The organism is Streptomyces sp. NPDC056948, assembly GCF_042674225.1.
Taxonomy (GTDB): domain Bacteria; phylum Actinomycetota; class Actinomycetes; order Streptomycetales; family Streptomycetaceae; genus Streptomyces; species Streptomyces purpurascens.
The window spans coordinates 1-12,618 of the sequence record NZ_JBHUQX010000276.1; the positions used below are offsets into that span (position 1 = coordinate 1).

General features: G+C 72.3%; 10 protein-coding genes. 3 read left to right on the forward strand and 7 right to left on the reverse strand.

What is annotated here, in order from left to right; translation table 11 throughout:
• Positions 1–142 precede the first annotated feature (142 nt).
• Complete coding sequence (locus tag ACFTZL_RS29715) at positions 143–1,318, forward strand: Cmx/CmrA family chloramphenicol efflux MFS transporter (protein ID WP_382588720.1); 1,176 nt, start codon at positions 143–145, stop codon at positions 1,316–1,318.
• A 39-nt stretch (positions 1,319–1,357) separates the two neighbouring features.
• Here ACFTZL_RS29715 and ACFTZL_RS29720 read toward each other — a convergent pair whose 3' ends face one another.
• Entirely contained in the window at positions 1,358–2,710 is a 1,353-nt protein-coding gene (locus ACFTZL_RS29720) for a hypothetical protein (protein WP_382588721.1), read from the reverse strand.
• 184 nt (positions 2,711–2,894) lie between these two features.
• Here ACFTZL_RS29720 and ACFTZL_RS29725 point away from each other — a divergent pair, with 184 nt between their 5' ends.
• Complete coding sequence (locus ACFTZL_RS29725; protein ID WP_382588722.1) at positions 2,895–3,554, forward strand: SLATT domain-containing protein; 660 nt, start codon at positions 2,895–2,897, stop codon at positions 3,552–3,554.
• A gap of 165 nt (positions 3,555–3,719) precedes the next feature.
• On the opposite strand, the gene cimA is transcribed toward ACFTZL_RS29725, so the two are convergent.
• From cimA to ureA, 6 genes are all read right to left on the reverse strand, one after another.
• The gene (cimA, locus tag ACFTZL_RS29730; protein WP_382588723.1) at positions 3,720–5,324 is read right to left on the reverse strand and encodes a citramalate synthase; all 1,605 of its coding nucleotides are present in this window, start codon (positions 5,322–5,324) and stop codon (positions 3,720–3,722) included.
• Between the two features lie 301 nt (positions 5,325–5,625).
• Entirely contained in the window at positions 5,626–6,870 is a 1,245-nt protein-coding gene (locus ACFTZL_RS29735; RefSeq protein WP_382588724.1) for a TolB family protein, read from the reverse strand.
• Between the two features lie 142 nt (positions 6,871–7,012).
• Complete coding sequence (locus ACFTZL_RS29740) at positions 7,013–7,612, reverse strand: TetR/AcrR family transcriptional regulator (protein ID WP_382588726.1); 600 nt, start codon at positions 7,610–7,612, stop codon at positions 7,013–7,015.
• Positions 7,613–7,628: 16 nt separating this feature from the next.
• Positions 7,629–8,669, reverse strand: a complete 1,041-nt coding sequence (locus ACFTZL_RS29745; protein WP_382588727.1) for an agmatine/peptidylarginine deiminase — start codon at positions 8,667–8,669, stop codon at positions 7,629–7,631.
• A gap of 21 nt (positions 8,670–8,690) precedes the next feature.
• Positions 8,691–10,400, reverse strand: a complete 1,710-nt coding sequence (locus ACFTZL_RS29750) for an urease subunit alpha (protein ID WP_382588728.1) — start codon at positions 10,398–10,400, stop codon at positions 8,691–8,693.
• Positions 10,397–11,101: an urease subunit gamma gene (ureA, locus tag ACFTZL_RS29755; protein WP_382588730.1), complete on the reverse strand. Its 705-nt coding sequence runs from the start codon at positions 11,099–11,101 to the stop codon at positions 10,397–10,399. Before ureA ends, ACFTZL_RS29750 begins: the two co-directional genes overlap by 4 nt.
• A 115-nt stretch (positions 11,102–11,216) precedes the next feature.
• On the opposite strand from ureA, the gene ACFTZL_RS29760 reads away from it, so the two are divergent.
• Positions 11,217–12,618, forward strand: a 1,402-nt coding sequence (locus ACFTZL_RS29760; protein WP_382588732.1) for a cytosine permease, incomplete at its 3' end; no start/stop codon positions are given.

Consider the following 12,618-nt stretch of genomic DNA (forward strand, 5'->3'; position numbering starts at 1 on the left):
AACTATTACACAATAGTGTGGCCACCGGCTATCCTTTTTATGAATGTGATGCCGGGCCGCTGAGGCCCCTTCTTCGCTCCGCCGCCGGATCGCCGACCGACGTGTCGTGTTCGTCGTCGACTTCCGGGTGCGGAGTTTCTTCATGCCGTTCGCTCTTCTTCTGCTGGGCCTTGCCGTGTTCGCGCAGGGAACGTCCGAGTTCATGCTGTCCGGGCTGGTGCCGGACATCGCGCGGGATCTGGGGGTGTCCGTTCCCGCGGCGGGCGCGCTGACCTCCGCCTTCGCCGCGGGAATGGTCGTAGGGGCACCGCTGGTGGCGGGTCTCGCGCGGCGCTGGCCGCGGCGGGGCACGCTGCTGGCGTTCCTCCTCGTCTTCCTCACCGTCCATGTCATCGGTGCTCTCACCGGCAGTTTCGAGGTGCTGCTCGCCACGCGGGTCGTGGGAGCGCTGGCCAACGCCGGGTTCCTCGCCGTCGCCCTCGTGGCCGCCGTGGAGATGGTCCCGGCGGATGCGAAGGGCCGGGCCACGTCCACGCTGCTGGGAGGGGTGACGCTGGCGTGCGTGGCCGGGGTGCCCGCCGGGGCGGTGCTGGGCGGGCTGTGGGGCTGGCGTACGGCGTTCTGGGCCGTGGCGCTGGTGTCGCTGCCGGCCCTGGTGGCGGTGGCGTGGTCCGTGCCGGGCGGGACGGCCGAGGGCGCGCCGCCCGCGCTGCGCGGTGAGCTGCGGTCGCTGCGCAGCCCACGGCTGATCGTCACCCTGCTGCTGGGCGCCCTCGTGAACGGCGCGACGTTCTGCACCTTCACCTATCTCGCGCCGCTGGTCACCGAGGTGACGGGGCTGGGCAGCGCATGGGTGCCCGGGGTGCTCGCGCTGTTCGGGGCCGGGTCGTTCGTGGGGGTGACCGCCGCGGGGCGGTTCGCCGACCGGAGTCCCGTGCCGGTCCTCGCCGGCGGGGGCGTCGCGGTCTGCGTGGGCTGGTGCCTGCTGGCGATCGGGGCCGGGCATCCGGTCCTGGCCCTCGGGCTCGTCTTCGCCCAGGGGGCGCTGTCCTTCGGCGTCGGCTCCACGCTGATCGCCCAGGTGCTGTACGCGGCACCGGGCGCGCCCACGCTGGCCGGGGGTTTCGCCACGGCCGCGTTCAACGTGGGCGCCGCGCTGGGCCCTTGGGCCGGTGGCGCGGCGATCGGTGCCGGGTTCGGGTACCGGTCGCCGGTGTGGGTGAGCGCAGGGCTGGTCGCGCTCGCGGGCGTCGTGGCCGGAGTGGTGTGGCGGCAGCGGGGACAGCTCGCGGGCGGCCAGGAGACACTGCGGCGCTGAACTCAGGCGGCGGGGCGAGGCACTACGACGTTGCCGGGTTCAGAACCCGCCTCCGAAGTCCCCTCCACCGCCGAAGCCTCCACCACCGAAGTCCCCTCCACCGAAGCCGCCCCCGAAGTCGCCGGAGTCGAAGTTGGCGCCGGAGACGTCACCGCCCTCGTACCCGCCGAAGTCGCCGTAGCCGGAGCCGTAGTCGGCCGCGTAGGCGGGGGCGGCCATCATGCTGCCGAGCAGGGTGCCGACGAGGAGGCCGGGCAGGATGCCGCCGGCGAAGTAGCCGCCGGCCCAGGGGCCGTACGCCGGGCCGGCCTCCCAATACGGGCGGCGGCCGTAGTCGGTGTCGACCTCGCGGATCACCGGGTCGCGGCCCTCGGTGAGCCGGGTCCGGTCGGCCGCGCAGACGGGGACGTCGCGCGTGGTGCCGCCCGAGGGCGTCCAGCTCATGTCGGCGACCGAGGGGCCGTGGCGCGGGTCGAAGAAGCAGGGCGGGCGCCGCTCCGGCAGTCGGCCGCCCTCGATCCGTGCCGCGAGCCGGGCCAGGGAGAAACGGCCGTCCTCCACGGCCTGGGTGACGGGCCGGACGTCCTCCGGTTTCGTCGCGGCCGCCATCAGGGACTTCGCCTGCTCATAGGCGTCCAGGGCACGCTCGTAGTCGGCGCGCATCGCGTCGTCGGCGCCGGGTCCCCCGGGATGGAAGTCGAGGCGGTCGAGCTCCTCACCGAAGGCGGTGATGTCCTCGTCGACCACCACCCGCAGCTTCTCCAGCGCGGCCCGCTGCTCCTCCTCGTGGCGGCGCCGGTTGCGCCGGACCACCGCGTAGGTGCCCACGCCGCCGGCCGCGACCAGGGCGCCGAACGTGATCAGGCCGCCGACCGGTACGTCGGTGCCCGAGCCGTCGCTCCAGCTGCTCGGCGCCGAACCGCCCACGCTGCGCAGGGCGTCGTCGACGAAGTCGTTCAGCTGGGCCTTGGTGTCGCCCGCGTCCTGCACGGCCGTGACCAGGTTGGACACCGCCTGCCGGCTCATCACCGCGCTGTCCGCACGGGCGTCGAACTCATCTCCGAGGCGGATGCCGTACAGACCGGTGACGCCGGTCTCGGTACGGAGGTTCCGGAAGAGGTCCTGCGCGGGGACGTCGGCCGGGAGGACCGCCACGAAGACGGGCTTGTCCGCGTCCTTGATCTTGTCGGCGAGCGCCTCGGCGTCCGAGGCGGCGAGCTGGTCGGACGCGGCCGGATCGACGTAGACGGGGTTCTCGCGCAGTTCCTCGGCGACCTTCGAGAGGTCGGTGGCCGCGTGCGCACCCGGCGCACCGGCCATCAGCGCCACCAGTACGGCGGCGACCGGCACGATCAGCAGACGTACGAGGGTACGCACCAGCGCGGCCTTCATATGTTCGAAGCTACCTGAAACGGCACAGAAAGGGATATCGGTGAGGGCGGGGATTTCGGGACGCCACTGCGCCTACGATGCCTTCTGGCTCACTTCTGGCTTACTGCCGAGGGCCGGGCCGGTCCACCGGTCACAGCGGAAAGGGCGGATCAGGGGCATGTTCGGAAGACGCAGGGCCGCGGACATGACAGTGTCCGCACTCACCGAGCTGGACCGTTCGCGTTCGCGGGCCGATCTGTTGTGGGAGCTGTTCCGGCATGCCGAGGCGGAGGTGACGACGGCGATCGGCTGGTACCTGGCGCGGCGCCGGGGGCCGTCGCTGTGGTCGCGGTCGCTGCGGGCGCTGGCCGCGCTGCTGGGCATCGTCGGCACCCTCACTCCACTCGTGCACGCGGCCGCCCCCACGACCGTGCGGCCCGAGTGGGGCTTCGTGTTCCTGGCCGGCGGGGCGGGCTGTGTCCTCTTCGACCGGATCTTCGGCTTCTCGGCGTCCTGGACGCGCTACATCCGTACGCAGCAGGCCCTGCAGCAGATCCTCAAGAGGGCGCAGTCCGAGTGGGCTCAGGTGTACCTGCGGACCACCGACTCCCCCAGCGACAAGGAGCAGGCCGCGCTGCTCGGGGTGATCGAGCGGCTGCGGACGGACACGCAGCGGATCATCGAGGACGAGGGCTCGGCCTGGGTCGGCTACCTGGCCGACGGGGTCGAGGAACTGACCCGCGCCACCGCCCACGCCCCCGGCCAGCGGCCCAACGGGGCGGGACTCTTCCGGCTGGACCGAGCGCCGGGGCGTGAGCGGCTGGGCGAGACCCAGGTACCGCGCGCCCGCGACTCAGCCATGTGACCCACCAGGCGGCTTCCCGACACCCGGCGTCGCCGCTGGGCCGAGTGGGTCCGCAACCCGGCGGAGCGGGGTGCCGCTGCGCCCACCCGTGCCGCCCTTAGCGGCACGACTGCCCGCAGCGACGGCCGGCGGCACCTCAGCCGGGACGCGCGCACCCCCACCGGGTTACTCCGCCGGAGCCACCCCCGCCCGCAGCAAGCCGTACGTGTACGCGTCCTCGAGGGACTGCCAGCTCGCCGCGATGACGTTCTCGGCGACGCCCACCGTGGACCACTCGCCCGCGCCGTCGGACGTGGAGATCAGGACGCGGGTCGTGGACTGGGTGCCGTGCTTGCCTTCGAGGATGCGGACCTTGTAGTCGACGAGCTCGAGCTTGGCGAGCTGGGGGTAGATCTTCTCCAGGCCGACGCGCAGGGCGCGGTCGAGGGCGTTGACCGGGCCGTTGCCCTCGGCGGTGGCGACGATGCGCTCGCCCTTGGCCCACAGCTTGACCGTGGCCTCGTTGGCGTGGGATCCGTCGGGCCGGTCCTCGACGATGGCACGCCAGGACTCGACCTCGAAGTAGCGCAGCGGCTTGCCCTGGACCTCGGTGCGCAACAGGAGTTCGAAGCTCGCGTCGGCCGCCTCGTACGTGTAGCCCTGGAGCTCGCGCTCCTTCACCCGCTCCACGACCCGGCCGACCAGCTCCCGGTCGCCGCCGAGGTCGATGCCGAGTTCCTTGCCCTTGAGCTCGATGGACGCGCGGCCCGCCATGTCGGAGACCAGCATCCGCATGGTGTTGCCGACCAGCTCGGGGTCGATGTGCTGGTACAGGTCCGGGTCGACCTTGATGGCCGAGGCGTGCAGACCGGCCTTGTGGGCGAAGGCGGAGAGGCCGACATAGGGCTGGTGCGTGGAGGGCGTGAGGTTGACGACCTCGGCGATCGCGTGCGAGATACGGGTCATCTCGCGCAGGTGGCCCTCGGGCAGGACCTTCTTGCCGTACTTCAGTTCCAGCGCCGCCACGACCGGGAAGAGGTTCGCGTTGCCCACGCGCTCGCCGTAGCCGTTGGCCGTGCACTGCACATGCGTCGCACCCGCGTCCACGGCGGCCAGCGTGTTCGCCACCGCGCAGCCCGTGTCGTCCTGGGTGTGGATGCCGAGCCGGGCGCCCGTGTCGGCCAGGACCGTGGAGACGACCGCCTGGATCTGCGCCGGGAGCATGCCGCCGTTGGTGTCGCAGAGGATCACCACGTCCGCGCCGGCCTCCGACGCCGTACGGACCACGGCCTTCGCGTACTCCGGGTTCGCCCGGTAGCCGTCGAAGAAGTGCTCGCAGTCGACGAAGACCCGGCGGCCCTGCTCCGTCAGGAACGACACCGTGTCGCGGATCATCTCCAGGTTCTCGTCCAGGGTGGTGCGCAGGGCGAGCTCGACATGGCGGTCGTGGGACTTCGCGACCAGCGTGATCACCTCGGCGCCCGACTCCAGCAGCGCCTTGACCTGCGGGTCCTGCGCCGCCTTCGCTCCCGCGCGCCGGGTCGCGCCGAACGCGACGAGCTGGGCGTGCCGGAAGTCGATCTCCTGCTGGGCGCGGGCGAAGAACTCGGTGTCCCGGGGGTTCGCGCCCGGCCAGCCGCCCTCGATGAAGCCCACGCCGAACTCGTCCAGGTGCCGTGCGATGGCCAGCTTGTCGGCGACGGTGAGGTTGATGCCCTCGCGCTGGGCGCCGTCGCGCAGAGTGGTGTCGAAGACGTGGAACGAATCGTCGAGTTCGCTGGTTGCGGTCATGGTCTCAAGGCTCCTGAGGATTGGATCTCGGTCGTACCGGAATGACCGGCTCCACCGCCCCCACATACTCCCTCGCGCTCTCGCTCCTGGCTTCGGGTGGGCCAGAAAAGCGAAAAACCTCTCGCGGGTGCGAGAGGTCTGCGCGCGGGTCGAGGACGACGGTGTCCGCCCGTACCTGGTCGTACGTGGCGGTCACTGCGGACCGGCGCGCCTGCTGCCAATAATCATGGCGAACGAGAGCACGGGGGCAGTCTGGCACAGCCCCCGCGCCTCGCTCACGGTTGTCTCAGGATGCGGTCGGTCACCGGATGTGACGGACGTAGACGTGCGAGGTGTCGTACGTGTCGCCGGGCACGAGGTCGGGTGAGGAGCTGCTGAAGGCGGCCTTGCGGCCGTGCCGGTCGATCACCGGGGCGGACACGCTCTGGTCGTTCGGCCCACCCTCGGCGTCCGGGCTGGCCAGGACCGTGCGCCCGGTGCGCAGGTCACGGACGTAGGCGCGCGTCGTACGGTCCGGGTCGCCCGGGTCGGCCGAGACGAAGGCCAGGTACCGGCTGTCGGCGCTGAGCCGCGGGAACGCGGTGAAGGCGGCCGGGTCGGCGCCGTCGATCCGGCGCAGGTCCCCCGTCTTGAGGTCACGGACGAAGACGTTGTGCCCGTTGTTGGTGTCGCCCGGGGTCAGCCGGGAGTCGAGCGAGTTGAAGACCGCGTACCGGCCGTCGGCGCTGAGCTGCGGGAACTCGGTCTGCCCGTCGGACGTCAGGCCGTCCGGCGCCAGGTCGGCGTGGAACAGCTTCCCGCTCGGCACGTCACGGACCCAGGCGTCGCTCCAGTCGCCCGAGGAGGGGTGCGGGACGAAGAACTGGTAGCCGACGCGGCTGCCGTCGGCGCTGATGGACGGGTTGGTGGCGGCGGTCTTCCGGTCGGTCGCGGCGGGCACCTGGCTGATGCGGACGGCCTCGCCGCTGGTGCGGTCGACGCGGTAGACGCGTCCCCGGACGTCCTCGCCCTGGGTGAACTCGGAGCGCTGGGCGACGAAGGCGACGTAGCGGCCGTCGTCGCTGATGGCGGGCTGCCCGCCGGTGTCGTAGCCCGTGTCGACGGTGTCCGCGACGCGCTGGAGGGTGCCGGTCTTCAGGTCCTTGACCCAGATGTGGCTGCGGCCGTCGCTCGCGGCGGTCGCGGCGAAGGCCAGGTAGCGGCCGTTGCCGCTCAGGGCGACGTCGTCGACGGAGCCGTCCACGCCGCCGCCACTGGCCGACCGGGTCGTGCCGGTCTCGAGGTCGCGCACGAAGGCGTCGGCGAGGCCGTCGGTGTCACCGGCGACGAGGTTGTCGGCGCTGGAGACGAAGGCCAGCCGGCGGCCGTCGGCGCTCAGGCTCGGTCCGCCGGAGGCGGCGTCGCCGTCGGTGCCGTCCGGGGCGACGCTCGCCTTCTCGGTCCGCGGCACCGGCGCCGGCGCGGCGGTCGCGGGCAGCGCGGTGCCGAGCGTGACGGCCAGGGCCACGCCGAGCGCGACGGACGTGGCCCTCCTGGTGCTGGTCATGTGCTGTTCCCCCTGTGTTCCCTCATCCCCGTGTCCCCGTGGACGCTTCTCCCCCGGCCCCGCGCCGAGGGCTCCTCCAGAGCCAACATCATCACGAGCCAGGGGGTCAATCCGCCGAATTGAGTACAACCCGGGCGGGCGTTCAGGTGTCCGCGAGGAGGCTGTCCGCGAGGAACTCCCGCACGTGCTGGAGGACTTGTGCCCGGTCGGTGCCGCGCAGGCCGATGGCCACGTGGATGGCGAAGCCGTCCAGCAGCGACCGCAGGCGGGTGGCGAAGCGGTCGGGGTCGACACGGCGGAACTCGCCTCGTGAGATGCCCTCGGCGAGCAGGGCGACCAGGTCGCGGTGCCAGACGCCCTCGATGGCGGCCTGCCGGTCGCGGGCGGTCTCGTCGGCGTTCTGCGAGCGGTTCCAGACCTCCAGCCACAGCGTCCAGTGCGGGTCGCGATGGCCGTCGGGGACGTACAGGTCGACGTAGGCGTCGAGGCGTTCGCGGGCGGTGGCGGAACGCGTCAGCAGCCGCCCCCGCTCGGCGCCCAGTCGGCCCTCGCTCCACTCCAGGGTGCGCAGCAGCAGTTCGTCCTTGGTGCGGAAGTAGTAGAGCAGGTGCCCGCTGCTCATCCCGACCTCGCGGCCGAGCGCCGCCATGGTGAGCTTCTCCAGACCGCGCTCGGCGATCATCTCCATGGCGGCGGCGAGCACGTCCTCGCGGGGCGGCGCCTGCCTGCGCCCACCGGCCATCTGCGGCTCCCGGGTTCTAGATCTTCGGCTGTTGCTGCGTGATGCAGTGGATGCCTCCACCACCAGCGAAGATCGTACGGGCGTCCACCAGTGTCACGGTCCGCTCGGGGAAGAGCCGGCGGAAGATACCGGCCGCGAGTTCGTCGCGGGGGTCGTCGAAGCCGCACAGGACCACGCCGCCGTTGCAGAGGTAGTGGTTGATGTAGGAGTAGTCGGCCCAGTGGCCGTCGGCCTCCAGGACGGTCGGTGCGGGGACCTCCACCACCTCGAGGCGGCGGCCGCGTGCGTCCGTCCGGGACCTCAGCAGGCCGATGACCTCCTTGGTCACCTCGTGGTCGGGGTGCGCCGGGTCCGGCTGGGAGTGGGCCACGACGACTCCCGGGCGGGCGAAGGCCGCGACGATGTCGACGTGGCCCAGGGTGCCGAAGCCGTGGGGAGGGTAGTCGCCGGTCAGACCGCGCGGCAGCCAGATCGCCTCGCGGGTGCCGAGCTGGGCGTGGATCTCCTCCTCGACCTGCTCCCGCGTCCAGTGCGGGTTGCGCTCCGGCCCGAGCTGGACCGTCTCCGTCAGCAGGACGGTGCCCTCCCCGTCGACATGGATCGCCCCGCCCTCGTTGACGAGCCGCGAGGCGTACGTCCGTGCCCCGGCGAGGTCGGCGACGTGCGCGGCGACCTTCACGTCGTGCTCCCAGCGGGCCCACTCCTGGGCGCCCCAGCCGTTGAACGTCCAGTCGACGGCGGCCAGTTCGCCGTTCCCATCGGTCAGGAAGGTCGGGCCGATGTCGCGCATCCAGGCGTCGTCGAGGTCCCGCTCGACCGTGTCGATGCCCTCGCCCAGCAGCGCACGCGCCTGGTCCGACCGGCCCGGACCGCACACCACCGTCACCGGTTCGAAACGGCGGACGGCCCGGGCGACCGCGGTCCAGGCGACGCGGGCGGCGGCCAGCTCCCCCGGGTCGGCGAAGGTCGGGTTCTCGCCCGGCCAGGCCATCCAGGTGCGCTCGTGCGGGGCCCACTCGGCGGGCATGCGGAAGCCGTCGGCGGCAGCCTTGTTCATCTGGGGTCCTTGTCCGGGGTGCTAGAGGAAGTACAGGCGGTTGAGGGAGACCGAGTCGGCCGGGTCCGAACGCAGGGGCTCGCCGTCGAGGGTGACCAGGCCGGTGCGCTGGTCGACATCGACCGCTCCGGTACGGGAGTTGCGGCGCAGGTCGGCCGGGCCGATCCCGCGTGTGCCGCGCACGGCGACCCTGCGGCGGCGCGTCGGCATCGCGTCACGCCCCTGGTCCAGGGCGGCCTGCGCGACGAACGCCACCGAGATGTCGGCCGGTGTCGCCCCGTGCGCGCCGAACTGCGGCCCCAGCACCAGGGGTTCGCAGGTGTCGGTCGCCGCGTTCGGGTCGCCGGTCACGCCGTACGCCGGGAAGCCGGACTTCAGCACCAGTTGCGGCTTGGCGCCGAAGTACTCCGGGCGCCACAGCACGATGTCGGCGAGCTTGCCGACCTCCAGCGACCCCACCTCGTGCGCGAGGCCGTGGGCGAGGGCCGGGTTGATGGTCAGCTTGGCCATGTAGCGCAGGACGCGTTCGTTGTCGTGGTCGTCCGGGGCGCCGAACTCGGACTTCATCTTCCCGGCCATGGCGAAAGTACGGCGGACCGTCTCGCCCGCGCGTCCCATGCCCTGCGCGTCCGACGAGGTGATGCCGATCGCGCCCAGGTCGTGCAGGACGTCCTCGGCGCCCATGGTGCCGGCGCGGATGCGGTCGCGGGCCATGGCGGCGTCGCCGGGCAGGTCGGTCTTGAGGTCGTGGACGGAGACGATCATCCCGTAGTGCTCGGCGACGGCGTCCCGGCCGAAGGGCAGGGTCGGGTTGGTGGAGGAGCCGATGACGTTCGGCACGCCCGCCATCTTCAGGACGTTGGGGACGTGCCCGCCGCCGCAGCCCTCGATGTGGAAGGCGTGGATGGTCCGGCCCTCCAGCACCTTCAGGGTGTCCTCGACGGACAGGCACTCGTTCAGTCCGTCACTGTGCAGGGCGACTTGGACGTCGTGCTCCTCGGCGACGCGCAGGGCGGTGTCCAGGGCGCGGGTGTGGGCGCCCATGTCCTCGTGCACCTTGAAGCCGCAGGCGCCGCCCTCGGCGAGGGCCTCCACCAGCGGGGCCGCGTGGGACGACGAACCCCGGCCCAGGAAGCCGATGTTGACCGGCCAGGCGTCGAACGCGTTGAACGCGTGCCGCAGCGCCCAGGGCGAGTTGACGCCGACACCCCACACGGGTCCGAACTCCTGCCCGATGATCGTGGTCACGCCGGAGGCCAGCGAGGCCTCCATGACGCGCGGCGACAGCAGGTGGACGTGCGTGTCGACGGACCCGGCCGTGGCGATGAGGCCCTCGCCGGAGACGATCGACGTGCCGGTGCCGACGACGACGTCGACCCCGTCGAGGGTGTCGGGGTTCCCGGCCCGCCCGATCGAGCGGATCCGGCCCTCGCGGATGCCGATGGACACCTTCCGGATGCCCTGGACGGCGTCGATCACGACGACGTTGCTGACGACGACGTCACAGGTCTCCCGGACGGCGGCGGCCTTGAGGTGCAGCCCGTCGCGGGCGGTCTTGCCGAACCCGGCCAGGAATTCGTCGCCGTAGCGCTGGGAGTCGGACTCGACCTCGACGGTGAGGCCGGAGTCACCCAGCCGGATACGGTCGCCGGCGCGGGGGCCGTGCGCGGCGGCGTACTCGTGCGGCGTGAGGCGGCGGGCCTCGGCGGGGTGTCCTCCTGGGCGGCTCATCGCTCGGCCTCCTGATCAGCTGTGTCCGGTACGCCGAGGTAGCCGCAGGCGGCGGCGCGGCGCAGTGCCTCCTCGCGGGCGCCGGGCGCGTCCAGCGCCCCGTCGACCAGACCGGCGAACCCGATCGCGATCCGGTCGCCCCCCATGGGCACCAGCCCGACCTCGACGCTCTCCCCCGGCCCGAACCGCACGGTCGACCCGGCGGGCACGGCGAGCCGCATCCCGTAGGCGCGCTCCCGCGCGAAGTCGAGCCGCGGGTTCGCCTCGAAGAAGTGGAAGTGGGAGGTGACGGAGACCGGCACGGTCGCGGTGTTGGTGACCGTCAGCCGCTCGGCCGGTCCGGGCTCGGCGTGCTCGGGTCCTGGCAGCAGCGCGCCCGGTGCGGCCGGCCCCGATCCGCCGCCGATGGGGCCGGAGACGACCGCGAGCCGCGAGCCGTCGTCGAAGACCGCCTCGACGTGCACCTCGGTGACGACATCGGCCACACCGGGCAGCACGTCGTCGGGCCCGAGCACGGACCGTGCGGCCTCGACGGCCTCCGCGAGCCGCTTGCCGTCCCGAGCGGCCTCGCACACCGTGTCGGCGATGAGCGCGGTCGCCTCGGGGACGTTGAGCCTCAGTCCCCTGGCCCTGCGGGCGCGGGCGAGCTCGGCGGCGCCGAAGAGCAGCAGCCGGTCGCGTTCGGTCGGGGTCAGCCGCATGTCACTCCCTCCATTTAGAGCATCACTCTAAACATGAAATTCCCTTGACCGGAAGGTTGACGGTAAGGCGATGCACACATCACATTGAACGTCGCTCTAACCGAGGGAGACCAGCATGCCGATCGAACAGCGCGGAGTCGACACCATCCCCGAGGAGGAGCGCACCAGCGGGCCACGCGACCTCGTCTCGATCCTGCTCGGCTCCAACCTCTGCCTGGGCGTGATCGTCTTCGGCTGGCTGCCGCCGTCCTTCGGCCTGGACTGGTGGGGGTCGGTCAGCGCGGTGCTCGCGGGCACGGTGGCGGGTGTGGTGCTCACGGCTCCGCTGGCGCTGGTCTCCCTGCGCACGGGCACGAACCTGTCGACCTCCTCCGGCGCCCAGTTCGGGGTGCGCGGCAGGCTGGTCGGCTCGGTGGTCGGGCTGCTGCTGGCTCTCGGCTACACCGCGCTGACCGTGTGGATCGGCGGGGACGTGATGGTGGGCGTGCTGGGCCGGCTGGCCGGACTGCCGCAGGGCGGGATGTCGTACGCGATCGTCTACGGCCTGCTCGCCGCGGCGACCGTCGCGGGCGCGGTGTACGGCTACCGGGTGCTGCTCGCGATGTCCCGGGTGCTGGCGTTCGGCATGACGGCCCTGCTCGCGCTCGGCGTGGCCGCCTACGCCCCGGGCTTCACCACCGCGGCGCTGCCGGAGGCCGGCGGCTATCTGCTGGGCGGGTTCTGGCCGACCTGGCTGCTCGCGGCCGTGGCGGCCGGACTGTCCGGGCCGATCGCGTTCATCACGCTGCTCGGCGACTACACCCGCTACATCTCCCCGGCCCGCCACTCCTCACGCCGGGTGCTGCACGCGACCTGGCTGGGGCTGATGCTGGGCCTGCTGGTGCCGCAGTTGTTCGGCACCTTCACGGCGTACGCGGCCGGGGCGGCCCTCGACTACGCGGGCCCGCTGGTCTCCGCCGCCCCGGCCTGGTACCTCGTCCCGCTCCTCCTCGCGGCCTCCGCCGGCTCGGTCGGCAACGCGGGCCTGATGCTGTACTCGATGGGCCTCGACCTGGACGCGATCCTGCCGCGCGCCTCCCGCGCCACGGCCACCTACACGGTCGCCGTCGTGGCCACGGCCTGTGTCTTCGCCGGGCACTACTACTCGACCGCGCAGAACGCGATGACGTCCTTCGTGCTGCTGCTGACGGCGATCGGCACACCCTGGGCGGTCATCACCCTCATCGGCTTCGCCCGCTGCGGCGGGGTGTACGACGCGGAGGCCCTCCAGGTGTTCAACCGCCGCGCACGGGGCGGCGTCTACTGGTACCGCGCCGGCTGGAACGTCCCGGCGACGCTCTCCTGGGCCGCCGGAGCGGCCGTCGGCGTCCTGGCGGTGTCCCTGCCGTCGTACGAGGGGCCGCTGCTGAAGCTGACCGGCGGGGTGGACTGCAGTTTTCTGCTGTCGGGGCTGGTGGGCGGGGTGGCGTACGCGCTGACGGCCCCGGGTTCCGTGCGTCTGGAACCCGGGGCCGATG

What these genes read in the sequence shown, in the direction of transcription:
- ACFTZL_RS29715 (WP_382588720.1), top strand. Translation starts at nt 143, where the DNA reads ATGCCGTTCGCTCTTCTTCTGCTGGGCCTTGCCGTGTTCGCGCAGGGA.
- ACFTZL_RS29720 (WP_382588721.1), bottom strand. Translation starts at nt 2,710, where the DNA reads ATGAAGGCCGCGCTGGTGCGTACCCTCGTACGTCTGCTGATCGTGCCG.
- ACFTZL_RS29725 (WP_382588722.1), top strand. Translation starts at nt 2,895, where the DNA reads ATGACAGTGTCCGCACTCACCGAGCTGGACCGTTCGCGTTCGCGGGCC.
- cimA (WP_382588723.1), bottom strand. Translation starts at nt 5,324, where the DNA reads ATGACCGCAACCAGCGAACTCGACGATTCGTTCCACGTCTTCGACACC.
- ACFTZL_RS29735 (WP_382588724.1), bottom strand. Translation starts at nt 6,870, where the DNA reads ATGACCAGCACCAGGAGGGCCACGTCCGTCGCGCTCGGCGTGGCCCTG.
- ACFTZL_RS29740 (WP_382588726.1), bottom strand. Translation starts at nt 7,612, where the DNA reads ATGGCCGGTGGGCGCAGGCAGGCGCCGCCCCGCGAGGACGTGCTCGCC.
- ACFTZL_RS29745 (WP_382588727.1), bottom strand. Translation starts at nt 8,669, where the DNA reads ATGAACAAGGCTGCCGCCGACGGCTTCCGCATGCCCGCCGAGTGGGCC.
- ACFTZL_RS29750 (WP_382588728.1), bottom strand. Translation starts at nt 10,400, where the DNA reads ATGAGCCGCCCAGGAGGACACCCCGCCGAGGCCCGCCGCCTCACGCCG.
- ureA (WP_382588730.1), bottom strand. Translation starts at nt 11,101, where the DNA reads ATGCGGCTGACCCCGACCGAACGCGACCGGCTGCTGCTCTTCGGCGCC.